The organism is Nocardiopsis sp. FR4 (genome assembly GCF_009830945.1).
In the GTDB taxonomy this organism is placed as follows: Bacteria; Actinomycetota; Actinomycetes; order Streptosporangiales; family Streptosporangiaceae; genus Nocardiopsis.
The window spans coordinates 190,974-216,052 of sequence record NZ_VWVV01000009.1; the positions used below are offsets into that span (position 1 = coordinate 190,974).

At 72.8% G+C, this 25,079-nt stretch carries 24 protein-coding genes; 13 read left to right on the forward strand and 11 right to left on the reverse strand.

Annotated elements, in window-relative coordinates:
* The first annotated feature begins 21 nt into the window (after positions 1-21).
* The 3 genes from FYW95_RS11185 (at position 22) to FYW95_RS28630 (ending at position 1,665) form a co-directional block, all read left to right on the forward strand.
* Complete coding sequence (locus tag FYW95_RS11185; protein WP_159942995.1) at positions 22-930, forward strand: RNA polymerase sigma-70 factor; 909 nt, start codon at positions 22-24, stop codon at positions 928-930.
* Positions 931-1,054: 124 nt separating this feature from the next.
* Entirely contained in the window at positions 1,055-1,360 is a 306-nt protein-coding gene (locus FYW95_RS11190; RefSeq protein WP_236567829.1) for an AbrB/MazE/SpoVT family DNA-binding domain-containing protein, read from the forward strand.
* 173 nt (positions 1,361-1,533) lie between these two features.
* A complete protein-coding gene (locus FYW95_RS28630; RefSeq protein WP_255459463.1) occupies positions 1,534-1,665 on the forward strand; it encodes a hypothetical protein in 132 nt (43 codons plus the stop codon).
* Between the two features lie 49 nt (positions 1,666-1,714).
* Here the strand turns inward: FYW95_RS28630 and FYW95_RS11200 are convergent, their stop codons facing one another.
* Positions 1,715-3,073 (reverse strand): four-carbon acid sugar kinase family protein, encoded by a 1,359-nt coding sequence (locus tag FYW95_RS11200; protein WP_159942997.1) that lies wholly within the window; start codon positions 3,071-3,073, stop codon positions 1,715-1,717.
* A gap of 82 nt (positions 3,074-3,155) precedes the next feature.
* Positions 3,156-4,238 (reverse strand): Gfo/Idh/MocA family oxidoreductase, encoded by a 1,083-nt coding sequence (locus FYW95_RS11205; protein ID WP_159942998.1) that lies wholly within the window; start codon positions 4,236-4,238, stop codon positions 3,156-3,158.
* A gap of 256 nt (positions 4,239-4,494) precedes the next feature.
* Between FYW95_RS11205 and FYW95_RS11210 the strand changes: the two genes are divergently transcribed.
* The 3 genes from FYW95_RS11210 (at position 4,495) to FYW95_RS11220 (ending at position 7,895) form a co-directional block, all read left to right on the forward strand.
* The gene (locus FYW95_RS11210) at positions 4,495-5,856 is read left to right on the forward strand and encodes an ABC transporter substrate-binding protein (RefSeq protein WP_159942999.1); all 1,362 of its coding nucleotides are present in this window, start codon (positions 4,495-4,497) and stop codon (positions 5,854-5,856) included.
* A gap of 90 nt (positions 5,857-5,946) precedes the next feature.
* A complete protein-coding gene (locus tag FYW95_RS11215; protein WP_159943000.1) occupies positions 5,947-6,924 on the forward strand; it encodes a carbohydrate ABC transporter permease in 978 nt (325 codons plus the stop codon).
* The gene (locus FYW95_RS11220) at positions 6,921-7,895 is read left to right on the forward strand and encodes a carbohydrate ABC transporter permease (RefSeq protein WP_159943001.1); all 975 of its coding nucleotides are present in this window, start codon (positions 6,921-6,923) and stop codon (positions 7,893-7,895) included. Before FYW95_RS11215 ends, FYW95_RS11220 begins: the two co-directional genes overlap by 4 nt.
* Before the next feature lie 91 nt (positions 7,896-7,986).
* Here the strand turns inward: FYW95_RS11220 and FYW95_RS11225 are convergent, their stop codons facing one another.
* From FYW95_RS11225 to FYW95_RS11250, 6 genes are all read right to left on the reverse strand, one after another.
* Positions 7,987-8,934 carry a fructosamine kinase family protein gene (locus FYW95_RS11225; protein ID WP_201294813.1) on the reverse strand — a complete coding sequence of 316 codons (948 nt, stop codon included), beginning with the start codon at positions 8,932-8,934 and terminating at the stop codon, positions 7,987-7,989.
* 5 nt (positions 8,935-8,939) lie between these two features.
* The gene (locus FYW95_RS11230; RefSeq protein WP_159943002.1) at positions 8,940-9,467 is read right to left on the reverse strand and encodes a low molecular weight protein-tyrosine-phosphatase; all 528 of its coding nucleotides are present in this window, start codon (positions 9,465-9,467) and stop codon (positions 8,940-8,942) included.
* Positions 9,468-9,560: 93 nt separating this feature from the next.
* Complete coding sequence (locus tag FYW95_RS11235; protein ID WP_236567830.1) at positions 9,561-9,995, reverse strand: TetR/AcrR family transcriptional regulator C-terminal domain-containing protein; 435 nt, start codon at positions 9,993-9,995, stop codon at positions 9,561-9,563.
* Between the two features lie 129 nt (positions 9,996-10,124).
* Entirely contained in the window at positions 10,125-10,559 is a 435-nt protein-coding gene (locus FYW95_RS11240) for a response regulator (RefSeq protein WP_159943057.1), read from the reverse strand.
* Between the two features lie 27 nt (positions 10,560-10,586).
* Positions 10,587-12,506 carry a sensor histidine kinase gene (locus FYW95_RS11245; RefSeq protein ID WP_159943058.1) on the reverse strand — a complete coding sequence of 640 codons (1,920 nt, stop codon included), beginning with the start codon at positions 12,504-12,506 and terminating at the stop codon, positions 10,587-10,589.
* A 23-nt stretch (positions 12,507-12,529) separates the two neighbouring features.
* Complete coding sequence (locus tag FYW95_RS11250) at positions 12,530-13,798, reverse strand: PP2C family protein-serine/threonine phosphatase (RefSeq protein WP_159943059.1); 1,269 nt, start codon at positions 13,796-13,798, stop codon at positions 12,530-12,532.
* Positions 13,799-14,363: 565 nt separating this feature from the next.
* On the opposite strand from FYW95_RS11250, the gene FYW95_RS11255 reads away from it, so the two are divergent.
* The 3 genes from FYW95_RS11255 to FYW95_RS11265 all read left to right on the forward strand — a co-directional run bounded on the left by FYW95_RS11255 (position 14,364) and on the right by FYW95_RS11265 (position 16,222).
* Positions 14,364-15,053, forward strand: coding sequence for a biliverdin-producing heme oxygenase (locus FYW95_RS11255; protein ID WP_159943004.1), 690 nt, complete (start codon positions 14,364-14,366; stop codon positions 15,051-15,053).
* Positions 15,054-15,147: 94 nt separating this feature from the next.
* The gene (locus FYW95_RS11260) at positions 15,148-15,807 is read left to right on the forward strand and encodes a TetR/AcrR family transcriptional regulator (protein ID WP_159943005.1); all 660 of its coding nucleotides are present in this window, start codon (positions 15,148-15,150) and stop codon (positions 15,805-15,807) included.
* A 154-nt stretch (positions 15,808-15,961) separates the two neighbouring features.
* Positions 15,962-16,222 (forward strand): hypothetical protein, encoded by a 261-nt coding sequence (locus FYW95_RS11265; RefSeq protein WP_159943006.1) that lies wholly within the window; start codon positions 15,962-15,964, stop codon positions 16,220-16,222.
* A gap of 53 nt (positions 16,223-16,275) precedes the next feature.
* Here FYW95_RS11265 and FYW95_RS11270 read toward each other — a convergent pair whose 3' ends face one another.
* On the reverse strand, positions 16,276-17,178 hold the full coding sequence (locus FYW95_RS11270) for a 3'-5' exonuclease (RefSeq protein ID WP_159943007.1): 903 nt from the start codon (positions 17,176-17,178) through the stop codon (positions 16,276-16,278).
* A 265-nt stretch (positions 17,179-17,443) separates the two neighbouring features.
* Between FYW95_RS11270 and FYW95_RS11275 the strand changes: the two genes are divergently transcribed.
* Both FYW95_RS11275 and FYW95_RS11280 read left to right on the forward strand, forming a co-directional pair.
* Positions 17,444-18,406, forward strand: coding sequence for an asparaginase (locus FYW95_RS11275; protein WP_159943008.1), 963 nt, complete (start codon positions 17,444-17,446; stop codon positions 18,404-18,406).
* Between the two features lie 35 nt (positions 18,407-18,441).
* A complete protein-coding gene (locus FYW95_RS11280) occupies positions 18,442-19,710 on the forward strand; it encodes an NAD(P)/FAD-dependent oxidoreductase (RefSeq protein WP_159943009.1) in 1,269 nt (422 codons plus the stop codon).
* Here the strand turns inward: FYW95_RS11280 and FYW95_RS11285 are convergent.
* Positions 19,694-19,885 carry a ferredoxin gene (locus FYW95_RS11285; protein ID WP_159943010.1) on the reverse strand — a complete coding sequence of 64 codons (192 nt, stop codon included), beginning with the start codon at positions 19,883-19,885 and terminating at the stop codon, positions 19,694-19,696. The two genes, FYW95_RS11280 and FYW95_RS11285, sit on opposite strands and share 17 nt — an antisense overlap.
* A gap of 202 nt (positions 19,886-20,087) precedes the next feature.
* On the opposite strand from FYW95_RS11285, the gene FYW95_RS11290 reads away from it, so the two are divergent.
* A complete protein-coding gene (locus tag FYW95_RS11290; protein WP_236572170.1) occupies positions 20,088-22,067 on the forward strand; it encodes a DUF4153 domain-containing protein in 1,980 nt (659 codons plus the stop codon).
* 50 nt (positions 22,068-22,117) lie between these two features.
* Here FYW95_RS11290 and pip read toward each other — a convergent pair whose 3' ends face one another.
* Complete coding sequence (gene pip, locus FYW95_RS11295) at positions 22,118-23,074, reverse strand: prolyl aminopeptidase (RefSeq protein ID WP_159943011.1); 957 nt, start codon at positions 23,072-23,074, stop codon at positions 22,118-22,120.
* Positions 23,075-23,295: 221 nt separating this feature from the next.
* On the opposite strand from pip, the gene FYW95_RS11300 reads away from it, so the two are divergent.
* The gene (locus tag FYW95_RS11300; protein WP_159943012.1) at positions 23,296-25,014 is read left to right on the forward strand and encodes an AMP-binding protein; all 1,719 of its coding nucleotides are present in this window, start codon (positions 23,296-23,298) and stop codon (positions 25,012-25,014) included.
* The last annotated feature ends 65 nt before the right edge of the window (positions 25,015-25,079 follow it).

Genomic DNA, 25,079 nt, shown 5'->3' on the forward strand with positions numbered 1-25,079 from the left:
GCGGACAGGCGGGAGCCGGGCATGAGCGAGCACGCATTCGACACGGACGGCAAGGACCCCGCCACCGAGGCGTTCGTGGCCCACCGGAACCTGCTCTTCACGGTCGCCTACGAGATGCTCGGCTCGGCCTCCGACGCCGAGGACGTCCTCCAGGAGACCTGGCTGCGGTGGGTGGGCGTCGACCTGGACACTGTGCACAACCAGCGCGCCTACCTGGCCCGGATCGCCACCAGGCAGGCCCTGACCCGGCTGCGCACGCTCGCCAGGCGAAAAGAGTCCTACTTCGGCCCCTGGCTGCCCGAACCCCTGCTGACCTCACCCGACGTGGCCGAGGACGTCGAGTTGGCCGACAGCGCATCGATCGCGATGCTGCTGGTACTGGAGACGCTCACCCCGGTGGAACGGGCGGTGTTCGTGCTGCGCGAGGTGTTCGACGTGGGCTACGACGAGATCGCCGAGGCCGTGGAGAAGAGCCCCGCGGCGGTCCGCCAGATCGCCCACCGGGCACGCAGGCACGTGGCCGCCCGCCGACCGCGCGGCACCGTCTCCTCACGGGAGGGCCGAGACGCCCTCGCGGCCTTCCAGCGGGCGGTCGAGACGGGCGACCTCCAGGGTCTGCTCGACGTCCTGGCCCCGGACGTGGTGGCCCTGGCCGACGGCGGCGGGGTGGCGCAGGCCATGCCGCGGCCCGTCGTGGGCACCGACCGGGTGGCCCGTCTGCTCACCGGCGGGCTGAAGAGGATCCCTGCCGGAATGTCGGCCGAGCCGGTGCGGATCAACGGCGGCCCCGCCCTGCTGCTGCGCGACAACGGTGAGATCGACAGCGTCGTGGCGATACGCGTCGACGACGGCCTCGTCACCGGGCTCTACACCGTGCGCAACCCGGAGAAGCTGTCACACCTGGACCGGGAGACCGTCCTGGGCCGCTGAGTCCGTCATCTCCGCGTCGCACACAGCCCGGTAGGAAAGTCGAACTATCTGACTTCCAGCGGCATCCTGGATTCGTGCCACCGGAGGGGAAGCCGGGAACACGACTTACCAGAGGAGGCCCACTGTGAGCGACACGAAAGCGAGACGTCGACGTGCGGTGATGCGTCGCAAGAACCAGGTCACCCTGCCCCGCGAGGTCGCCGAGGCCTTGCACATCCGCGAAGGCGACGAGGTCGAGTTCGCCATCGGGGAAAACGGTCAGGTCACTCTCAGGGGTATGACGTCCGTGCCGACCGACCAAGCGTGGTTCTGGGACCACGACTGGCAGCAGGGCGAACGTGAGGCGAGTGAGCAGATCGCGAAGGGACGTACCGAGGAGTTCGAGGACGCGGAGTCGATGTTCGACGCTCCGGAAGACGAGGAGCGCTGAGAGCACTGGCCACGTTCGCCACGACCCCCCGTTCCAGGGCCGACTTCAAGATGTTGAGCCGAGAGCAGGCACAGCGCTTCCGCGCGGTGGTCACCACCGAGTTCGCGCCTGATATGGAGAAAGGACGGTTTCGCCCCGGACTACGGGTCAAGGGTGTACAGGGTGCACCGGGGGTGTACGAGATGACCTGGGCGCCCGGCGGCCGTGCCACCTGGCAGTACGGCGAGGAGCGCTTTCCGGGCAAGCCGCATGTGATCTGGCGCCGGGTGGGCACCCACGCCATCTTCGACCCGGGACCCCCCTGACCGAACATCCGGGGCACTGACCACCATCCGGTCGTCAGGGCCCCGGATGTCAGACGGTGTCGCGCAGCAGGGTCGGCACCACGTGCTCCGACACCTCCGAGTGCACCTGGTGCAGGCGCGTCTGCACCGCCCGGCGCAGCTTGGCCAGGCACTCCACCAGCGTGATGTCGTCCCCCACCAGGCCGCCCTTGGCCACCACGGGCGTGCCGTCCAGCGGCCCGCCGCTGAGGTTGCCGTGCACCGCCAGCGGCACCACCTCGCCGCCGACGTCGAAGGCGTGCACGTCCAGGGCGTCCAGCAGGCTCGCGGTCAGGTCCCCGCCGCTCAGGTACAGGCCGCTGGGCAGCGCGGTCGCTCCCGTGGTGTCGGCGATGTCGTTGACCACGTCCGCCACAAGGCGCGCGATCCGCCCCGGCAGCTCGGCCCGGGTCTGCGGGGGGAGCTCCCGGACGCGCTCGGAGGTGGTGACCACCCGGAGCACGCACAGTTCCGGGAAGCCCGAGGAGGTCAGCTGCCCGGTCAGCTCCTCGGCGACCTCGTCCGCGTGGCCGCCGTCCCCGCTGAGCGCCACCGCGTCCACGTCCACGAACCGCACGGCCCCGGTGCGGGCCACGGTCGCCAGCTGGCGCCGGGTCAGCTCGGTGGTGCTGCCCACCACCCCCAGCAGCGGCCCGCGCGAGCCCGCCTGGCCGCGCAGCCGCAGCGCGTAGGCCAGCAGCGCCCCCGTGGGCCCGGGGTCGGCCGCCACCCAGACGACGCCGGTGTCGTGGTGCGCGGCGGCCGCGGCCTCGGCGATGTCGGTCAGGTGCTGTTCGGTGCTGGCGTCGCACACCACCACGGGCTCGTCCCCGGCCAGGAGTTCGGCGGTGAGCATCGTCTGGGTCACCTGGCGCACGGGCACGTGCCGCACGGCCAGGTCGGTCTGCGCGGCGAGGATGTCGGCCACGGAACTCGTGGTCATCGGACACAGGGGGTCCAGCGCGAGTTCGGTGCGCTCCAGGGGCAGCCCGTTGAGGAACTGCAACCCGTCCTCGGTGATGCGCCCCGACCCGGGGAAGGCCGGGGTGAACAGGACCCGTACCCGGGTGCCGGGCTCCACCCGCTCGCGCACGGCCTCGTAGGTGGCCTCCAGTTCGGCGCCGACGTTGCCGCGCAGCGTGGAGTCGGTGCGCTTGACCACCAGCCCCACCGGCCACACGGCCTCGACCACGTCGGTGACCAGGTCCGCGGCCTGCTCGGGCGGCACGTGGCGGCTGTCCAGGTTGGCCACCACCACGTCGTAGTCCCCGGCCACCCGGCTGACGTGCTCGGGGGTCACCGTGGCCACCCGCATCCCGGTGCGGGCGAACCTGGCACCGGTGGCGTTGGCACCGGTGAGGTCGTCGGCGACCACGAGGACCTGGGCCACGGCGCGTCTCCTTCGGCGTTCGTCGGCGGAAGGCCCGCCAGGGGGCCTACCTCCAACATAGGCCCACCTGCGGGTCCCGGGCTCAGAGTTCGACGACCGAGCGCGTGCGGGCGCTGCGCCGGGCGGCCTCGATGACCTCCAGGCCGTGGATCACCTCGTGCGGGTCCACCGGCAGCGGCTCGCCCTCGCCCACGGCGTCGCGCACCCCCGCGTAGAACTCCTGGTAGGCGCCGCGCTCGCTGGGCACCGGGCGGGTGTCGCCGTCCACGCCGAGCACGCCCCAGTCCGACTCGGGCACCACGCCCCAGTCGGGGGCGTCGGGCCGCTCCCCCGCGGTGAGCCGGGCCTCCTGGCCGTCCATCGGCCAGGTGGTGAACGCCCCCTCGCTGCCCAGCACCCGGAAGCGGGGCCCGCCCTGGGCGCTGAGCGCGCCCATCCACAGGTGGGAGCGGGTGCCCCGGGCGTGGTTGAGCGCCAGGAACACGTCGTCGTCGGCGTGGACCCCCTCGCGCAGGGTGTCGACCTCGGCGTAGACCGAGGCGACGGGGCCGAAGAGGTTGACGGCCTGGTCGATGAGGTGCGGTCCCAGGTCGTAGAGGATACCGGCCCCGGCCTCCACCCCACCGCTCTCGCGCCAGGTCTGCTTGGCCTGCGGCCGCCAGCGCTCGAAGCGGGACTCGAACCGGTGCACCCGGCCCAGGGAGCCCTCCTCGATGAGCTTCCACAGGGTGAGGAAGTCGGCGTCCCAGCGGCGGTTCTGGTACACGGTGAGCACCCGGTCCAGCTTGGCCGCCAGGCTGGTGAGCTCGCGGGCCTGCTCGGAGGTCAGCGCGAACGGCTTGTCCACCACCACGGCCATGCCCGCCTCCAGGGCGGCCTGGGCCAGGGGCGCGTGGGTGTCGTTGGGCGTGGTGACGACCGCGATCTCGTAGCGGTCGGCGTCGGCCCACAGTTCGGCGACGTTCGGGTACACGGTGACACCGGGGTAGCGCGCCTCGGCGGCCCGGCGCCGGTCGGGGTTGCCCGTGACGACCGCGGACAGGCGCAGTCCCGGGACCGCGTCGATCAGCGGCGCGTGGAAGACCTCTCCGCCCTTGCCGTAGCCGATGAGGGCGACGTGCAGTTCGGGTCCGTCGCTGTCGGGTGTGCTCGGTACGTCAGCCATGCCCTCCAATCTAGGACCTGGCCGGCGTGGAGCCGCACGCCGGGGAAGGTAGGTTGCCTTCCCGGGCGCGATCACCTCCCGGCGGAAGCCTTCGCCTCCCTGAACAGCACGTTTCGTCATCGTTACGAAAGATATTGCGAACGATGTAGACATTTTCACCTGGAGCGGCTTCGATCGAGTTCCGGCATGCCCTGGGTCACACGGACCCGCCCGGCGGTACCCCGTCGGCCACCCGGATCAGAGGGAGAAAGCCCCCATGCTCAGACCAGACCGCACGGCGCGCCGCACGCAGCTGGCCGCCGCGGCGACCGCCGGAAGCCTGCTCCTCGTGACCTCGGGCTGCGCGTTCCTCAGTGAGGAGGGCGGCGGCGGGGGCACCGGTGACGCCTCCGACGTGGACTGCTCCCCCTTCGAGCAGTGGAGCGACGTCGAGGGCACGGTCGACATCTACTCGTCCATCCGCGACGAGGAGGCCGAGCGCATGGACCGTTCCTGGGCCGACTTCGAGGCGTGCACCGGGATCGACATCAAGCACGAGGGCAGCGGCGAGTTCGAGGCCCAGCTGCCCATCCGCCTGGAGGGCGGCAACGCTCCCGACCTGGCCCTGATCCCGCAGCCCGGTCTGCTGGAGCGGGTCGTGTCGGACGGCCACGCCGTTCCCGTGGCCGACGGTGTGCGGGCCAACGTCGAGGAGGGCTGGGGCGAGGACTGGCGCGGCTACGCCACCTTCGACGGCGAGCTGTACGGCTCCCCCTACGGCGCCAACATGAAGTCGATGGTGTGGTACTCCCCCGCCTTCTTCGAGGAGAACGGCTACGAGGTCCCCGAGAGCTGGGACGACATGGTGGCCCTGAGCGACGAGATCGCCGACTCGGGCACCAAGCCCTGGTGCGTGGGCTTCGAGTCCGGTGACGCCACCGGCTGGCCGGGCACGGACTGGATCGAGAACGCGCTGCTGCGCACCTCGGGCACCGACGCCTACAACGACTGGATCGCCCACGACATCCCCTTCGACGACCCGCAGGTCGCCGAGGCCTTCGACCTGGCCGACGGCATCATCCGCAACCCCGACTACGTCAACGGCACCTTCGGCGGCGTGGAGAGCATCGCGGTGACCTCCTTCCAGGAGGCGGGCCTGCCCCTGCTCGACGGCGGCTGCGCGATGTACCTGATGGGCTCGTTCTACTCGGCCCAGTTCGAGGAGGGCGTCACGGTGGCCGAGGACGGCGACGTCTACGGCTTCGTCCTGCCCCCGCTGGAGGCCGGCGCCGAGGTCCCGGTCATGGGCGGCGGCGAGTTCGCCGTCCCCTTCGCCGACCGGCCCGAGGTCGCGGCGGTGCACGAGTACCTGTCCACCCCGGAGTACGCCAACAGCCGCGCCTCGCAGGGCGCCTGGGTCTCGGCCAACCAGAACATGGACATCTCCGTGATCGAGGACCCCGCGTCCCAGTTCGCGGCCGAGGTCCTGCTCTCGCCGGACACCGTCTTCCACTTCGACGCCAGTGACTCCATGCCCTCCTCGGTGGGCACCAACGTCTTCTGGAACGGCATGGTCGACTGGGTCACCGGCACCTCCACCGACGACGTCCTGGAGACCATCGAGTCGGCCTGGCCCTAGACCCGGCTGACCGCCCTTCGTCCCCTTCCGCGGGGTCCGGCCCGACCCGGCCGGGCCCCGTCTCCCCTGTAGACCGAACAAGGGGTCTCCATGGAGTACTCGTTCCTGTACGAGCTTCCCAAGATCGTGTGGATGCTCATCGGGATCGCCGCCTTCCTGGGCGTCATCGGGCTGATGCTCGTCCTGGTGGACGTGCCGCGCACCCGGCGTGACCGCTGGCAGGCGTTCCTCTTCCTCGCACCGGCCCTGCTCCTCCTGCTCGGAGGGCTCGTCTACCCGGTGCTGCGCACAACCATGCTGTCCTTCTACGACCGCTCCGGCAGCGAGTTCGTGGGACTGGCCAACTACGTCTGGATGTTCCAGCGCCCCGAGATCCTGCTGGTGCTGCGCAACACCCTGCTGTGGGTGCTGTTCGCGCCCCTGCTGGCCACCGCCATCGGGCTGCTGTACGCGGTGCTCATCGACCGCTCCCGGTTCGAGTCGGTCGCCAAGTCGCTGGTGTTCATGCCGATGGCGATCTCGTTCGTCGGCGCCAGCATCATCTGGCGGTTCGTCTTCGCCTACCGGCCCGCCGACCAGGAGCAGTACGGGCTGTTCAACCAGATCGTGGTCTGGCTGGGCGGGGAGCCGCGGCTGTGGCTGCTCGAACAGCCGCTCAACACCTTCCTGCTGATCCTGGTGCTGATCTGGGTGCAGGCCGGTTTCGCGATGGTCGTGCTCTCGGCGGCGATCAAGGCCATCCCGGCCGAGACGGTCGAGGCCGCCCGCATCGACGGCGCGAACGCCTGGCAGCTGTTCACCCGGATCACGCTGCCCGCGGTCTGGCCCACCCTGCTGGTCGTGCTCATCACCATCACGGTGCAGACCCTGAAGGTCTTCGACATCGTCCGCACCATGACCGGCGGCAACTACGGCACCAGCGTGATCGCCAACGAGATGTACAGCCAGGCCTTCCAACAGGGCCAGATCGGCCAGGGGTCGGCCCTGGCGGTGTTCCTGTTCGTCCTGGTCATCCCGCTGGTGGTGGTGCAGATCCGCCGTAATCGCAAGGCAAGGGAGCTGGCATGACGACCACTCCGACGACCCCCGTCGTCGCCGAGGCCCCGGGGCGTCCCACACGCAGGCCGGGAGGGGGCGCGGCCTCCCGGGTGCGCCGCCGCCTGAGCGGCTCGGCGGCCAGCCTCGCGGCCCTGGTGATCGCGTTCGTGTGGACGGTGCCCACCGCGGGCCTGCTGGTGTCCTCGTTCCGGCCCGCCGAGCAGATCCGCACCACCGGGTGGTGGACCTTCTTCGCCTCCCCCGAGGTGACCCTGGACAACTACCGGGACGTGCTGTTCGGCAGCGCCAGCGACGGGCAGCTGGCCAGCCACTTCGTGAACTCCTTCGTGATCACGCTGCCCTCCACGGTGTTCGTGCTGGGCGTGGCCGCGCTGGCCGCCTACGCCCTGGCCTGGATCGACTTCCGCGGCCGGGACTGGCTGTTCCTGGGCATCTTCGCGCTCCAGATCGTCCCGTTGCAGATGTCGCTGGTGCCCCTGCTGCGCTTCTTCTCGCAGGGGGTGACGGTCGGCGGCGTCCAGGTGCTGCCCGCGTGGGAGCTCACCGGGGCCATGGCCTTCACCAACGTGTGGGTGGCGCACACGATCTTCGGCCTGCCGCTGGGCATCTTCCTGCTGCACAACTTCGTCTCGCAGCTGCCGAAGTCGCTGTTCGAGGCGGCCCGGGTGGACGGCGCCGGCCACGGGCGCATCTTCACCCGGATCGTGCTGCCGCTGCTCACCCCGGCCCTGGTGTCGCTGGGCATCTTCCAGTTCCTGTGGGTGTGGAACGACCTGCTGGTGGCGCTGATCTTCACCGGCGGCGACACCGCGACCGCGCCGCTGACCGTCCGGCTCGCCGAACTGGCCGGAACGCGCGGGGAGGCCTGGCACCGGCTCACCGCGGGCGCCTTCGTGTCGATGGTGGTGCCGCTGACGGTGTTCTTCCTGCTGCAGCGCTACTTCGTACGCGGCCTGCTGGCGGGCAGCGTCAAGGGCTGACCCGCGCCGACCGGGCCCCGGACGCCGCGCGGCGTCCGGGGCCCGTCGCGTTCACCGCGGGGCCCGTGTGCCCTTCCGGGGCCCGCCGCCCTCAGCCGCCGCGCAGGGCGGTGCGCGCGGCCTCCAGGGCGGTGGTGCGGTAGGCGGCGCCGAACAGGCACACGTGCACCAGCAGCGGGTGCAGCTGGTGCAGGGCCACGCGCGAGCGCCAGCCCGAGGCCAGCGGCGCCACCTCGTTGTAGGCGTCGCGGACGCGCTCCAGGTGGGGCAGCCCGAACAGGGCCAGCATGGCGAGGTCGCCCTCGCGGTGGCCGCCGTGCGCGGCCGGGTCGACGAGCACCGCGTCCTGGCCCCGCCACAGGACGTTGCCGCTCCACAGGTCCCCGTGCACGCGCGAGGGCGGTTCGGGGTCCCCCGCCAGGTCGGGCACCGCGTCGACCACCCTCTCCACCACGCGGCCGTCGGCGGGGGTGAGCGAGCCCTGGTCCACCGCCCGGCGCAGGTAGGGGCGCAGCCGCTGCTCGGCGTAGAAGCGCGGCCAGTCGGAGGAGGGGGTGTTGTCCATGGGCAGGGGTCCGACGTACCCGGGCCAGTCGGCGCCGAAGCTGTCGGCCCCGGTCAGGTGCATTCCGGCGAGCTGGCGGCCCAGGCGCTCGGCGGCCTCGGCGGTGGGCTCGCGCTCGGCCACCCAGGGCAGGACGAGGATGCGCTCGCCCCAGGCCAGCACCTCCACGGCCGGGGAGCCGAAGGCGCGTCCCAGCCACTCCAGCCCCCGGGCCTCGGCGGTGAGCACCCCGCTCGGCGGGGCGTTGCGGGGCAGGGCCTTGACGAACAGCCGGGTGCCGTCGGTGAGCTCGGCGTAGGAGATCTCCCAGTCGTGGCTGCTCCCGGCGCGGGCGGCGCGCCGGACCCCGCGGCCGAGCAGGGCGGTCAGGCGTTCGGCCATGGTGCCGGTGACCGGGTCCCGGCGGCGGCCCTCTCCGGAGCCGTCGCCGTCGTCCCCGCCGCCGAAGGCCCGCACGATCGGTTCCCCCTCCACAGGTGCTACCGCCTCAGCAGGGCGACGAGTTCGCCGGTGAGGCCCTTGGCCGCGGCCTCCACCATGTTCAGCACGGCGGTGAACCCGTCGTCGCCGCCGTAGTAGGGATCGGGGACCTCGGGGTGGGAGCCGCTGCCGGGGGCGAAGGAGCGGAACAGGCGCAGGCGGGACATGTCGAAGCCGTACCGGCCCCCGTACTCGTCGACCAGGCGCCGCAGCTCGTCGACGTTGTCCAGGTCCATGGCCAGGACCAGGTCGCGGGTGGCCAGGACATCGTGGGCGAACTGGCGGGCGGTGTGGTGGGTGAGGTAGCCGTGCACGCGCAGGGTGGAGGCCGCGCGCGGGTCCATGCCGCCGCCCACGTGCCAGTCGCCGGTGCCGTAGCTGTCCACCTCCACCAGCTCGCTCAGCCCGGCCCGTTCGAGGTCGGCGGAGAGGACCTTCTCGGCCATGGGCGAGCGGCAGATGTTGCCCAGGCACACCACGCTGATGCGGTAGGGACCAGCGGGATCACGCGGTTCCGGCAAGCTCATACCCCTTACCGTAACGAAAAACCGACCGCCCCACGCGCTTGTGCCCCCGCGCGTTCGCGGGGGCGGCCCCGGGAGCGCTTCCGCGTGGTCGGCTCAGCGCGCGGTGGGGGCCGGGAAGCGGTCGGCGTCGAGCGCTTGGACGCGCAGGTCCTGTCCCGTCGGCGGATGCTCACCGAGCAGCGCCCGGATCTGGAGGTCGCGGACCACCAGGCCGTAGCGGAGCTGGAAGGCGTCCTCGGGATCGTCGATGTGGAGCGGGCCCTGGTCGGCCAACCGGCTCAGGAACGCCGCGACCAGGGGTCCGGTGGTGTGGCGTCCGTGTCGCAGGAGGAGTCCGGCCAGTTCCGGTGAGGCCACGGCCATCCGGTTCAGCGCCACCGGGACATCGCCCAGGAGCAGGGTCAGCGGGTTGTGGGCGATGGCGGTGAGGGCGGCGCGGGGGTCGGCGGGGCTGGTCGATCCCGCGCTGCTCGAGGACGCCGCCGCGGTCCGCGCCGCCTTCGAGGACCGGTGGGTGGCCTGGAACACCGCCCGCACCGTCGCGACCGCCGCCGCGTCGGCGTGCCCGCCGCGTGCCCTGGTGCTGCACGGCGGGCCCCGTGCCCCCGCGCCGGGGGCCGGAGCCGGCCGGGGCGGCCTGGGAGGACCGCCGCGCGGTCAGCCCTTGGGCAGGCGCACCACGGTGACGAAGAAGTCGTCGATCTGCCGGACCACCCTGATGAACTGGTCGAAGTCCACCGGCTTGGGCACGTAGGCGTTGGCGTGCAGGCGGTAGCTGCGCAGCACGTCCTCCTCGGCCTCGGAGGTCGTGAGCACGACGACGGGGATGTGCGCGAGGGCCTCGTCGTTCTTGACCTCCTCCAGCACCTCGCGGCCGTCCTTGCGGGGGAGGTTGAGGTCGAGCAGGACCAGGTGGGGGCGGGGTGCGTCGGCGTACTCGCCCTCGCGGCGCAGGAAGCGCAGCGCCTCGACGCCGTCGGAGACCACGTGCAGCCGGTTGCCCAGCTTGTGTTCCTCGAACGCCTCCTTGGTCATCAGGACGTCACCGGGATCGTCCTCGACCAGCAGCACCTCAATGGGATGCACCAACATGACCTCGCTCAAGCTTCAGACCCCTGCTCAGGGCCCCGCCCGGTGACCGGGTGGAACCGTACCGCCACCGGTGTCGGGCGGGGCGGAGCGGGCACCGTCGGACCTGTCGGCCGGTTCGGCGCCGTCCTGACCCGGATCACCCTCACCCGTGGACTGTCGTGCGGCCGTGGGAGCCGAGTCCTCGGGGAGGGGCTCGGCGTCCTCGGTGCCCTCGACTCCGCTATCGCTGGAAGCGGGGGTGACGGTTCCCTGATCGGGAGCCGTTTCGTCCTCCTGCCCGGAGTCAACAGGCAAGGACCAGCATATGCGTGTTCCGGTCTGGCCGGAGTTGCCCTCAGGTGAGGTTTCGGTCGCCCCAGGGGTTTCCGTGTCGGTGTCCAGCCAGATGCGCCCTCCGTGGAACTCCACGATCTTCTTGCACATCGCCAGTCCGATACCGGTCCCGGTGTACTTGTCGCGGGTGTGCAGCCGCTGGAAGATCACGAAGATGCGCTCGGCGTACTGCGGTTCGATCCCGATCCCGTTGTCGGAGCAGCAGAAGACCCACTCGTGCTCGTCGCGCCTGACGCTGATGTGGACCCGGGGGTCCTCCTCGCCGCGGAACTTCACGGCGTTGCCGACCAGGTTGAAGAACACCTGGGTGAGCAGCGTGCGGTCGCCCTGCACGGTGGGCAGCGCGTCCCAGGTGACCTCGGCGCCCGCCTCCTCCAGCCGGGTGGACAGGCTGCTGAGCGCGTCGTCCAGCGCCGTCTCCAGCGGGACCGGACCGAAGTTCCTGGTCCGGCCGACCCGGGAGAAGGCCAGCAGGTCGTTGATGAGGGTCTGCATGCGCTTGGCGCCCTCGACCGCGAAGTCGATGTAGGAGTCGGCGCGCTCGTCCAGCTGCCCGTGGTAGCGGCGCTGGAGGAGCTGGCAGAAGCTCGCCACCTTGCGCAGCGGTTCCTGGAGGTCGTGCGAGGCGACGTAGGCGAACTGCTCCAGCTCCAGGTTGGAGCGGCGCAGCTCCTCGGTCTGGTTCTCCAGGAGGGCGGACTGCTCCTGGAGCTTGCGGCGCGCGGAGGCGACCTCGTCCAGGTCCTGCACGATGCGCTCGCGCATCGCGTCCACGTCCCGGCCGAGCCGGATGATCTCCGGCGGCCCGTGCAGGGAGATGCGGTGCGCGTAGTAGCCCTCCGAGACCTGGCGCATGTGCCCGGCCAGCTCGTCCAGGGGGCGCAGCACCCACTGCTGGAGCATGACCCACAGGAACACCGACAGGAACACCACCACCAGGCCGACCAGCACCAGCAGGGCCACGACCTGCTGGGTGGCCATGGCCAGGCCGTCGCGGGCCTCGGTGATCTCGGACTGCAGCTTCTGGGAGGCGGCGTCGCTGACCCGGCTCAGCTCCAGGAACAGCACCCGGCCGCGGCGCAGGTCCTCCTGGGAGACCTCCTGGCCGCTGTTGACCTGCTCCAGGGCGGGCTCGGCGAACTCCTCGGTCCACACCTGCCCCGCGGTGAGCATGGCGTCGACGTCGTCGGCGACCTCGGGGTTGTCCTCGGCCAACTGGGCCAGGGTGGCCCGGTGCTCGGTCAGGGTCAGCTGGCTCTCGACGTAGGGCTGGAGGAACTCGCGGTCGCGGGTGAGGATGTAGCCGCGCAGGGCGTGGTCCTGGGTGAGGTAGGCCGAGCGGGTCTGCTCGACCGCGCTCACGGCCGGGGTCAGGGAGTGCACCTGGAGGTTGAGGGAGTCGCGGGCGTTCAGCGCGGCCAGGGTGATGACCGAGACGGCCACGACCAGGATGACGGCGACCACGGTGAGCAGGCTGGTGACGCGCCGCCGCAGGCTCCACGAACTGCGTGGGGGCCGGTCCGGGCCGGGGCAGATGCCGTTGACGAAGTGCGCGGCGTCGACACCGCCGGGCACGCCGGTGTCCGGGTCCGGCCCGGATCTCTCGGTCTCCAAGGCCGTCCCCTCTCCGACAGTTCTCACTCGGGCTCTCCGTGGGTGATGAGCAGCATCGCCACGTCGTCCTGGAGCGGCCCCCCGTTGCTGCGCTCGGCCTCGTCCACCAGGTGTTCGGGCAGGTCGGGCAGGGAGACGCCCCGGGACAGCACACCGTCGACCATGCGGCGCAGGCCCGCCACCTCCAGGCGCGCGGGCGGGGCGCCGTCGTAGGCGTCCACGAGGCCGTCGGTGTAGAAGAGCATGGTCGACCCCACCGGGAGCACGACCTCGTCGGTGTCGCCCTGCTCGACCGGGAATACCCCCAGCGGGGGCTGCGGGGTGGCCGGGGTCTCGGCCACGGACCCGCCGGGGCCCAGGAGCAGGGGCGGGGGGTGGCCCAGGACGCGGAGCCTGACCCGGTCGTCGCCGGTGTCCAGGCTGGCCATGCACAGCGTCGCGTACATCTCCTCCTGGGCGCGCTCGCTGACCAGGATCGCCTCCAGGTTGGGCAGGACGCGGTCCTCGGCGACGCCGCCCATGATGAGGGCGCGCCAGGCGATGCGCAGGCTGACGCCGAGGGCGGCCTCGTCGGGGCCGTGCCCGCTGACGTCGCCGATGAGGACGTGGGTGGTGCCGTCCTTCTCGACCGCGTCGTAGAAGTCGCCGCCGACCAGGGCCCGCTTGCGGCCGGGCCGGTAGTAGGCGCGGTGCTCCAGGGGGGAGCGCTGGAGCAGGACCTGGGGCAGCAGGCCGCGTTCGAGGCGCATGTTCTCGCGGGCGCGGATGCGCGCCTCGCGGAGCTGGCGGGCGTTCTCGTCGGCGCGGCGCCGTTCCAGGGAGTAGCGCAGGCTGCGGCCGAGGAGGGAGCCGTCGACCTGGCCCTTGACGAGGTAGTCCTGGGCGCCCGCGGCGACGGCGGCCACGCCCTCGTGCTCGTCGTCGAGCCCGGTCAGGACGACGACGGCGGCGCCCGGCGCACCGTCCAGGACCTCGCGGAGCAGGTCCAGTCCCGAGGCGTCGGGGAGGTTGAGGTCCAGCAGCACGCAGCCGCGGAAGTCCTTGAGGTGCCCGCGGGCCTCGGCGAGGGTGGAGACCCAGGTGATACGCGTGGTCAGGGCGGTGTCGGCGAGCAGTTCCTCGGCCAGGAGAGCGTCGCCGGGGTCGTCTTCGACCAGCAGGACGTCAACGGATTCGACAGCAGCCTCCACCCGGTCGTTCAGGGTCGTGTCGTCGCCCAGGAAGGTGCTGCCCCGCGGGGCAGCACCCTTGGCGGGAGCGGTCTGCGCCGCTCCCCCGCCGATCACCGTCACGGGATCGTGCCCTGTTCTCCTGGTATCCACTCATCGCCCTTGGTCTGCCGGTCCTCGGGGTGCTCTGTCGCGCCGCAGGGCCCCGAGGGGACACCCGGGGCTCTTTCCGGCGGTTCGGACCGCACGACACCCAAACGATAATCGCCCCGGCGACCTGTTGACCAGCGACCGTGACGAGGAGCATCCGACGCCGCGGGACGCGACCGCGCGGCCGACACGTCCCCGGGGGCGGGTCCGTTCCCCGTGGGGGACGGGCGTGCCGACGGGCCCTTCGTCCGGTGCCGGGCCGTCCACGCGCACCCTCGGAGCGGGACGGCGGCCTCCGGATCCTCCCGGAGCCTATCCGACATCCCTGATCACACCTCCCGGAAGTCACAGGTCGGCGCGGTCCGCGGCCGGGGACCATGGCGCCGGCCCGACCAGCCCCGCCGCCCCGGCGGGGCCCGCGCGGGGCGGCGCCCGACTCGTCCGGATCTTAACGACAGTGTGTCGTATCCCTCTTGACAGCGGCACTCTAAATGACATGATGTCACTAAAAGCGCGACACGGAAGGCGGACGCCACGCATGAGCGCATCGGCCCAGGCCCCCACGACCGCCGCCCCCGACTCCGCCGAACCCTTCTCCGACCGCCTGCGCAGGGCGACCTGGGACGACCACCGGGCCGCCGAGGACCACGGGTTCGCCAAGGCCCTGATGGACGGCACGCTGCCCCTGGCCGGGTACACCGCGATGGTCGCCCAGCACTACTTCGCCTACGTCGCGCTGGAGGAGACCGGCCGGCTCCTGGCGGAGGACCCCGTGGCCGGAAGGTTCCACCGCCCGGAACTGGAGCGGGTCCCCGCGCTGGTCCGCGACCTGGAGCACCTGCTCGGCCCCGACTGGCGCGCACGGATCTCCCCCACCCCCGCCACCCGCACCTACGCGGCCCGCATCGCGCAGATGGCCGACCACCCCGCGGGGTTCGTCGCCCACCACTACACCCGCTACATGGGCGACGTGTCCGGCGGCCAGTTCATCCGCCGCGCCGCCGCCCGGGCCTACGGGCTGACGGACGAGGCCGGGGTGGCCTTCTACGTCTTCGACGGGCTGGGCGGCCTGCCCGGGTTCCGCGCCGGGTACCGGGAGCGGCTGGACTCCCTGGACCTGGACGACGGCGCCGCCGCCCGGATGGTGGCCGAGACCCGGCTGGCCTACCAGCTCAACACCGAGGTGTTCGCCGACCTGGGCCGGATCCACGCGCCCGGGGCCGCCTGACGGGTTCCGGAGCGCCCGCGAGGGCACCGGGTGTCCCCGGCCCCGCACCGCCGAACCATGCCGGGGGTCGCCGCCGCCGTGACACCATAGGAGGATGCCCAAGATCACGGCACCGACCATCGCAGCCCACCGTGCCCGCACACGGGACCGCATCATGGAGGCCGTGGACGAGCTGATCCGGACCCAGGGGATCGACCGCATCTCCATGACCGACGTGGCCCACTCCGCAGGCATCACCCGCACCGCGCTCTACAACTACTTCCCGGACAAACCCTCGCTGCTCCTGGCCTTCACCGAGCAGGTCAACAGCGCGTTCGTCGAGCGGTACCGGCGCGAACTGCCCTCGGGGGTGTCGGCGGCACGGCGGCTGTCGGCGTTCGTCCGCCTCCAGCTGGAGGGCATCGTCGCCCACCCCCACCCGCCCGCCGCCGAACTCGGGGCCAGCCTCGGCCCGGACGCCTACCAGGCGCTCGCCGCCCACGTGGCGCCCATGCAGCGCCTGCTGACCGAGATCCTGGAGGAGGGCACCGCCGCGGGCGAGTTCGACCCCCTGCCCGCCGAGCCCACCGCGCGGCTGACCCTGTCCATGGTGGGCTCCCAGCGCCTGCCGCTGGTCAGCGGGGAGGTCGGCCTGGACGAGACCCACGCCCTGGTCACCCGGTTCGTGCTCCGCGCCCTGGGGGTGGAGACCGAAACCGTCGACACCGTCCTGCCCCGGCCGTCCGCTTCACCCACCCCGTGTGTCGGCTCCTGAACGGACGGTCATAAGGGCCAGCCCCTAATCCGCGCCACAACGTTGGCAAGGCGATATTCCGTCGCGACAGTACGGCGACATCGGCGAGAATCGGTGCCCCGCCCGTCCCCCGCGGGCGGTCGTCCCTTCGACCGAGTGTGAGGCCACCGCAGACGTGTCGCTCGTGCTGATCCTCCTCGGCGCCGCCCTGGTGTCGATCGCGATGTTCAACAAGGTCCCCCGCTACGTGCCCGGACGGTCCGCGCCGCCGCGTCCGGGCCGCCGCGGCGGCGTGGCCGCCGCACCGCGCGCGGCGGTCCCCCCGCGCGTGCGGCTGGTGTCGGCACGGCTCACCGAACAGGGCAAGGCCCTGCTCACCACGGTGGGCGGCAGCGCCCTCATCGTGGCCTTCTTCCTCACCCTGTCCGGGCTGTGAGCACGCGCCGGTGAACGCGGGGCCGGGGCCCGGTCCACCGCGCCCCGCCCCGCTCAGGCCCCCGCGCCGCGCACGGCCGCCAGGCGTGCCAGCAGGCCGCCCGCCGCCGTGGCCGCGATGCCCCCCGTGACGGCGGCGGCCACGGCCAGCCGCTCGCGCGCGCGGCTGTCGCGGTGCGCGGCGGTCTCGGCCGCGGCGCGGTCGGCCTCGTCGAAGGCCCCTCCGCACAGCGCCGGGTCCAGCTCCCGGGGCCGCCAGCTCGCCCGCCAGGGGCTCAGCGGCGGCAGGCCCCCGGGCGGTGGGGCCGTGCGCGGCTTCCACCGCACCGGTCCGACGGCGGCGGACCGCTCCGGCACCGCCAGGCGCCGGGGCGCGGGCCCGCTGTAGCGCAGCTCGCCCGGGGCGTTGGTGAGCAGTTCGGCGAGGAGCTTGGCGCAGGCGCGGGCGTCGCCCAGGGCCGTGTGCTGGCCGGTCGGCCAGTCGCCGCTGAGGCGGTGGGAGGCCCGGGGCAGCGAGTAGCGGTCCAGCTCCACCTGGGAGCGCAGCGCGCGCAGCGTGCACAGTCCGGCCTGGCCGCCCGGCAGGCCGGCGGGCACGAGTTCGGCCTCGAGGAAGCGCCGTTCGAAGTCGAGGTTGTGGCTGACCACCACCGCGCCGGAGAGCAGCTCGGTCAGCCGCGGCACCACCTGGGCGATGGCGGGGGCGCCGACGGTGTCGCTGGCGCCGATCCCGTGGAACTCCTGGCCGCCCACCGGGCCGCCGGGGTCGACCAGGGTGCTGAACTCCTCGACCAGCTTGCCGTCGCCGCGCACGCGGACCACCGCGACCTCCACGACGCGCGCGCCCCGGCCCGGTTCGAGGCCGGTGGTCTCCATGTCGAGCACCGCGTACTCCAGGTCCGCCGCCCGCATGCCGACCCTGCGCCGGGTCAGCGCGCCCGTCCGCAGCGTTCCCATCGCGTGCCCCACTCCTTCGTCCCGCCGGGCCGACCGGCTGTTCGTGCTGGTGTCCAACGGCAAGACCCTACTCCCCGCGTCCGACACCGGACCGCGCGCACGCGCGCAAGGGGGGTTCCCCACGTGTTCCCGGCCCCGGCGCCGCCCGCGCACCCGCCGGGCGATCGGAAGAACGGCGGATTATGTAACGTTCCTACTCGTGTCCTCTTCCACCAGGACACTCCGCGCACACCCAACCCCGACCTCAACGGCGAGGAGAACCCGCATGTCCCAGAGGCCGCTGCCCGAGTACGTCCCCCTGGCGGAGGTCGTCCGTTCCGGAATGCTGGAGAGCGTCCACTACGGCGCGGTCGTCGGCCTGTCCCCGGACGGCCGGATCTCCTACGCGCGCGGGCCCGTCCACCAGCCCATGTTCCCCCGCTCCTCCGCCAAGCCCCTCCAGGCGCTGGCGATGCTGCGCGCGGGGGCGCCGCTGGAGGGAGCCGCCCTGGCCGTGGCCGCGGGCAGCCACAGCGGTGAGGAGGTCCACGTCGCCGAGACCGAACGGATCCTCGCCGCCGCCGGGCTGACCGCCGAGGACCTGGGCTGCCCGCCGGACGTCCCCTCCGGAAAGCGGGCCCGGACGGAGTTCGTCCGCTCCGGCCGCGAGCCCGAGCGCGTCCTGATGAACTGCTCGGGCAAGCACGCGGGGATGCTCGCCGCCTGCGTGGCCGGGGGATGGAGCACCAAGGACTACCTGGAGCCGGAGCACCCCTTCCAGGAACTGGTCCGCCGCACCATCGAGGACCTGTGCGGCGAACCGGTCGCGCACACCGCCGTGGACGGCTGCGGGGCGCCCCAGCTGGCCGTCTCCCTCGCCGGGCTGGCCCGCGGCCTGTGGCGGATGCGCACCGCCCCCGCCGACAGCCCCGAGCGCGCGGTCCTGGACGCCATGAGCGCGCACCCGCTGTACGTGGCGGGCAGCGACCGCGTCGACACCGACCTCATGACGCGGATGCCCGGGCTGGTCTCCAAGATCGGCGCCGACGGCGTCCTCGTGCTCAGCGCCGCCACCGGCGAGGCCGTCGCCGTCAAGATCAGCGACGGGGACGCCGGAGAGCGTGCGCGTACGCTGGTCGCACTCGACGCCCTGAGGACCCTCGGCGTGGACGTCTCCCCCGTCCGTGACCGGTTGCGCGTCGACGTCCTCGGGGGCGGCGCCCCCGTGGGCGAGGTCCGCCCGCTCTGACCAGGCCGAGGGGCCAGTACCGGAAGGGAAGCACCGTGCGGGACACCCTGAACGACATCGTCGTCGTCGGCGCCGGAATGGCGGGGCTGCACACCGCCGAGGCGCTGCGCGAGCGCGGCTTCGACGGGCGGATCACGCTCGTGGGCGAGGAGGCGCACCGCCCCTACTCGCGACCGCCTCTGTCCAAGGAGGTCCTGACCGGTGTGGGGCTGGACCCCTCGGGCGGCGGCCCGGGCTGGCTGGCGGGCCACCGGGCGCTGCGTCTGCGCGAGGACGCGGCCGTGGACGCGCTCGACCTTGACTTCCGCCCCAGCAGCCGGGCCGTGGGCCTGGACACCGCCGCCCGCGAGGTGCGCGTGGCGGGGCCGGACGGCACCGAGCGGGCGCTGCGCTACGACGGTCTGGTGATCGCCACCGGCGCGCGGGCGCGCCGCCCCGACACCGACCTGGCCGGGGTGCACGTGCTGCGCACGCTGGACGACGCCGAGGCGGTGCGGGCCGCGTTCGGCTCCGGGGGCCGCCTGGTGGTGGTCGGCGCCGGGTTCGTCGGCGCCGAGGTGGCGGCCAGTGCCCGCGCGGTGGGTATGGAGGTGACGCTGGTGGAGGCGGCTCCCACGCCGCTGACCCGCGTGGTGGACCCCAGGGTCGGCCGGGTCCTCACCGAGCTGCACCGGGAGAACGGCGTGGACCTGCGCCTGGGCACGGGCGTGACCGGTTTCGAGGGCCGGGGCCGGGTGGAGCGGGTCCGCCTGGCCGACGGCTCGGCCGTGGAGGCCTCACTGGTGGTCGTGGGGATCGGGGTGCGGCTGAACACCGAGTGGCTGCGGGGTTCGGGGGTGGAGCTGCGGCCCGACGGCTCTGTGGCCTGCGACGCCTACTCCGCGACCTCGGTTCCGAACGTGTACGCCGTCGGCGACCTGGCGAACTGGCCGCACCCGCGCTACGGGGGCCGGGTCCGGCTGGAGCACTGGACCAACGCGGCCGAGCAGGGCGAGGCCGCCGCGCACAACCTGCTCGCGGGCGAGGGGCGCACGCCCTTCACCCCGGTGCCCTACTTCTGGTCAGACCAATACAAGATGAAGATCCAACTGCTGGGGCAGGGTACCCCGGCGGATGAGGTCGCCTTCGTGCACGGTTCCCCGGAGGACCGAAAATTCGTGGCCCTCCTCGGCCGGGACGGGATGCTCACCGGTGTGCTGGGGCTGCGCTCCACGCCGAGGACCATGCGCTACCGGGGCCTGCTGGAGAAGCCGACCACGTGGGAGGAGGCCCTGGCCGCCGCCGGGGTCACTCCAGCACGGTGATGGCGCGCTTGGGGCACAGGCGCTCGGCCTGGCGGACCCGCTCGTGGGACCCGGCGCCGGGCTCCTCGGTCAGCAGGTGGAGGAAGTCGTCGTCGCGGACCTCGAACACCTCCGGGGCGGCGGACATGCACAGGGCGTTGCTCTCGCACTGGTCGTAGTCGACCTGGACTCGCATCGTCGTCGGCTCCTCGCGCGGAAGAAGGGTGTGTGCCACTCCGACCCTAGGGCGGGCGGGGCCCGGCGCAGAAGCTTCCGGCCCCGCCTACTCCTGGAGTCCGCCCGACAGAACCGACATCTCCCGCAACCAAAGCGGACCGGCGGTAGTCCCACCCCTGACGGCGCCGGACCGTTCGGTGCCGTCGGGAAAGGAACGCGTCGTGAGCGAGAGTGAGAGCGAGACCGCCCCGGACCCCGCCGACCGGGCGGCGAGCGGTCCGGCACCGGCCGACTCGCCGGGAGCGGCCGGAGCACCCCGGCAGCCGGGGCCTCCTCCGGAGCCGTACCCGCCGTCCGGGGCCCGGGCCCACGCGGGGTACCACCACGGTCCCGCGCCCCAGACGATGACCTACGCCCAGCGGTACGAGCAGTACCAGCGGATGTACGACCGGCCGCGCCGGGCACCGCTGCCCCCGACACCCGGCTGGCTGCCGGCCGCCGTGCTCGGCGTCGGCGTGGTGGCCGCGCTGCTGGCCACCCTCGACCGGCCCGGGATCGGCCTGGCCATCACCGGTGTGGTGGCGGGGCTGACCGCGCTCACCGCGCTGATGGTGCGCCCCGCCATCCCCGAGAGCGGAACGGAGGAGGCCGCGCGGACGGCGCCCGGGGCCCCCGAGCCGGACGGCTCCGGGTCGGCTCGGCCCGCCGACGGAACCGCGGAGGCGGAGGCGGAGGAGGCCGCGGAGGCGGAGGAGGCCGCGGAACCAGGAGACCCCGCGGACCCGGTGGAGGCCGCGAAGCCGGAGCAGGCCGCGGCACCGCCCGCCCGGGGCCCCGCCCCCTCCCCCGAGCCCCGGCCCGACCGCTACGCCTACACCTGGTCGGCGGTCTACGGCGTGCTCGCCGCCGTCCTGCTGTTGACCGCCGTGTTCCGCGACGCGGGCTGGGTGCTCCTCTGGACCCTGACCGCGTCCTTCCTCCTCGCCTCGATGGCCTTCGCCGCGCGCAACCCCGCCTCCCGCCGGGGCGCGGTCGGCGTCGTCACCGGCTCCCTGGCCCTGTTCCGCAACCTTCCCGCCACCCCGGGGTTCCTCACCGCCCCGCTGCGCGGCGCCCGGTACCGGCGGATGGTCGCGCCGGTCCTGCTCACCGCCGTGGTCACGGCCGTCCTGCTGACCGTCTTCGGCCTGCTGTTCGTCCTCGCCGACGCGGTGTTCGCCAGCTACATCGAGGACTTCCTCCGCTCGCTGGCCGGTGACGGCCCCCTCACCCTCACCCTTCTGGGCGACCTGTTCGCCATGGCCGCGGCCGTCCTCCTCACCGGCGCCGCCGTCCTGACCGCCCGCCGCCACCACGCGGCCCGGTCCCCGGCCGTGTCCGGGGCGGCCGCCCCCACCGGGGAGCCGCCCCTCCCGGTGTGGGTCTGGACGATCCCGCTCGGCGCCCTGGTCGCTCTGTTCACCCTCTTCCTCGCCGTGCAGGCCGTCGCGATGTTCGGCGGCGACGACCACGTGCAGCGCGTCGCGGGGGTCACCTACGCCGAGTACGCCCGCCAGGGCTTCTTCCAGCTGGTGACCGTGAGCGCCCTGGTGCTGGGCGTGATCGGGGTGGCGGTGCGCCTGCTGCCCTCCCGGCCGGCCGCCACCCGCGTCCTGCGCAACGCCCTGCTGGGCGCCCTGTGCCTGCTCACCCTGGTCATCCTGGCCTCGGCGATGATGCGCCTGCAGCTGTACATCGACACCTTCGGCCTGACCCGGCTGCGGGTCACCGCCGAGGCGTGGATCCTGTGGAGCGCGGGGGTGTTCGGACTGGTCCTCGCGGCGGGGGCGCTCGACACCCTGGGCCGCTCGGCCGCCTGGCTGCCCCGCGTCACGGTCGCGCTGACCGGTGCGGCCCTGGCCGTGTTCGCGTACGGCAACCCGGACCTGCGCATCGCCGAGAGCCACACGGGCACGGAGATCACGGGGGACTCCCCGGAGGAGCGGATGTCGGACGGGGACTCCTGGTACCTGCGCGGCCTGTCCGCCGACGCGGTACCCGCCCTGCTGGAGCTGTCCCGGGACCCGGACCACTGCCCGCTGATGTTCCTGGACAGCCGCCTGGAGGAGGAGGACGGGTTCGCCTCGTGGAACCTGTCGCGCCACCTGGCCCGCGCCCAGCTGGAGGGGATCGACACCGACCCCTGCTGGTACCGGGACTGACCGGCGCCCGGAGGGGCCGCGCGGGCGCGCCGCGCGGCCCCTCCGGGCGCTCAGCCCGCGAAGCGGTCGGTGGCCTCGATCAGGTGGTGCAGGATCCCGGGCTCACTGAACGCGTGCCCGGCGTCGTCCACGACGTGGAAGTCGGCCTCCGGCCACGCCCGGTGCAGGTCGTGGGCGGTCCGCATCGGGGTGCACACGTCGTAGCGGCCCTGCACGATCACGCCGGGGATGTGCCGGATCTTCTCCGCACCGTCGATGAGCTGGTTCGGAGCGAGGAACCCGCCGTTGACGAAGTAGTGGTTCTCGATCCGCGCGAAGGCCAGCGCGTAGTCCTCGTCCGCGTGCTGCTCGCGCAGCCCCGGGTTGGGCAGCAGGGTGACGGTGGAGCCCTCCCACACGCTCCAGGCGCGCGCCGCGGCCAGCCGCTCCTCCCGGTCCGGGGACTCCAGGCGGCGGGCGTAGGCGGCGATGAGGTCGTCGCGCTCCTCCTCGGGGATGGGCGCGAGGTAGGACTCCCACAGGTCCGGGAACAGGTGCGAGGCGCCCTCCTGGTAGAACCAGCGCAGCTCGTCCTCGCGCAGGGTGAAGATGCCGCGCACGATGAGCTCGCTGACCCGATCGGGGTGCCGCTGGGCGTAGGCCAGCGCCAGGCAGCTGCCCCAGGAGCCCCCGAACACCTGCCAGGTCTCGGCGCCGATCATCTCGCGCAGCCGCTCCATGTCCCCCACCAGCGTCCACGTGGTGTTGGTGGACAGGTCGGTGTCCATCTGGCTGGCGTGCGGGGTGGAGCGGCCGCAGTTGCGCTGGTCGAACAGCAGGATCCGGTACCGCTCGGGGTCGAAGAGCCTGCGGTGGTCGGGGCCGCAGCCGCCGCCGGGGCCTCCGTGCAGGAACACCACCGGCTTGCCCGCGGGGTTGCCGCACAGCTCCCAGTAGACGCGGTGTCCGTCGCCCACGTCGAGCATCCCGGAGTCGTAGGGCTCGATGGGCGGGTACAGGGTACGCACAGGCGAAGGGCCTTTCTCGAACGCGTGCCTCCCCGGGGGGTCCCCGGCGGAGGGGTTCCGTTCCAACCAACGGCCACCCATCCTAGGGTCGCGCCGCCCAGGCGTCGGGGCCGCCCATCCCGGGTAGGACCTGCGGGACAACAGCCGTTCACCGCCCCCGCGCGCGGCGGAGGCGGTCGGTGCGGCCGGTGCCCTGTCCCCTGAACCGGAGGTCGCCACAGATGTCGAGGGAGAAGGCCGAAGCGGGTGCGGCGGAGTTCCGCGCCGCACGGGATCTGCTGCTCACGCACCGCGAGGACCAGGAGCGGGCGCGCCGGGAGTTCACCTGGCCCCGCCCGGAGCAGTTCAACTGGGCGCTGGACTACTTCGACGAGGTCGCCGAGCGGCGCCCGGACCGGACGGCGCTGCGGATCGTGGAGGAGGACGGCAGCGAGGCCCGGTACACCTACCGGCAGATGTCGGAGCGCTCCAGCCAGGTGGCGAACTGGCTGAACAACCAGGGTGTGCGCGCGGGCGACCGGATCCTGCTCATGCTGGGCAACCAGGTGGAGCTGTGGGAGACCCTGCTCGCCGCGATCAAGCTCGGCGCCGTGGTCGCCCCGACCGCCACCGCGCTGTCCGGGACCGACCTGATGGACCGGCTGGAGCGCGGGGAGATCGCGCACGTGGTCTGCTCGGCGGCGGAGACGGAGAAGTTCGCGGGGATGAGCGGGCACTGGACCCGGATCTGCGTCGGCTACGTGGAGGGCTGGCTGGCCTACGCCGACTCCGAGCACGCCGGGCTGGACTTCCACCCGCCGCACCCCGTGCACCCGGACGACCCCCTGCTGCTGTACTTCACCTCCGGCACCTCCGCCCGGCCCAAGCTCGTCACCCACACCCAGCGCTCGTACCCCGTGGGACACCTGTCCACCATGTACTGGCTGGGCGTGCAGCCGGGCGACGTGCACCTCAACGTGTCCGCGCCCGGCTGGGCCAAGCACGCCTACGGCAGCGTGTTCGCGCCGTGGAACGCCGAGGCGACGGTGCTGGTGGTCAACCAGGACCGGTTCGACCCCGAGCGGCTGCTGGACGAGGTGGTGCGGCGCGGGGTGGACACCCTGTGCGCACCGCCCACCGTGTGGCGCATGTTCCTGCAGACCGACCTGGCCTCCTGGAAGGTGGGGCTGCGCGAGGCCGTGGCCACCGGCGAGCCGCTCAACGCCGAGGTGGTGGACCGCGTGCGCGAGGCGTGGGGGATCACCGTGCGCGACGGGTTCGGGCAGACCGAGACCACCATCCTGCTCGGCAACGGTCCCGGTGAGACGGTGGTGCCGGGGTCGATGGGACGGGAGATGCCCGGGTACAGCGTGGTGCTGGCGGACCAGGCCACCGAGGAACCGTCCGACACCGGACAGATCTGCGTGGACACCACCGAGGAGCCCGTGGGGCTGATGAAGGGCTACGCCGACTCCCCGGAGCTGACCCGTGAGGTGAAGCGCGGGAGCCGCTACCGCACCGGGGACATCGCCAGTCGGGATTCGAACGGTTACATTACCTATATCGGCCGATCCGACGATGTGTTCAAGGCCTCAGATTACCGCATCTCACCATTCGAACTCGAAAGCGTTCTGGTCGAGCACGAATACGTGGCCGAGGCCGCCGTCGTTCCCTCGCCCGATCCGCTGCGGCTGGCGGTGGCCAAGGCCTACGTGGCTCTGGCCGCGGGGGTGGCCCCCGACTCCGAGACCGCGCGGTCGATCATGGCCTACGCGCGCGAGCGCCTGTCCCCGTACAAGAGGGTGCGCCGCCTGGAGTTCGCCGACCTGCCCAAGACCGTCTCCGGTAAGATCCGTCGGGTGCAGCTGCGCCAGGCCGAGGCGGAGCGCGGTGCGGTCACCGACGACGCGCGCAACCCGCGCGAGTACTGGGAGGAGGACCTCCCGGGCCTGAAGGGCTGAGCCCGGCGACGGCCGCCGACCGGTCCGCGCACAGCCGTGCGCGAACCGCTTCCGGAAAAACTCCA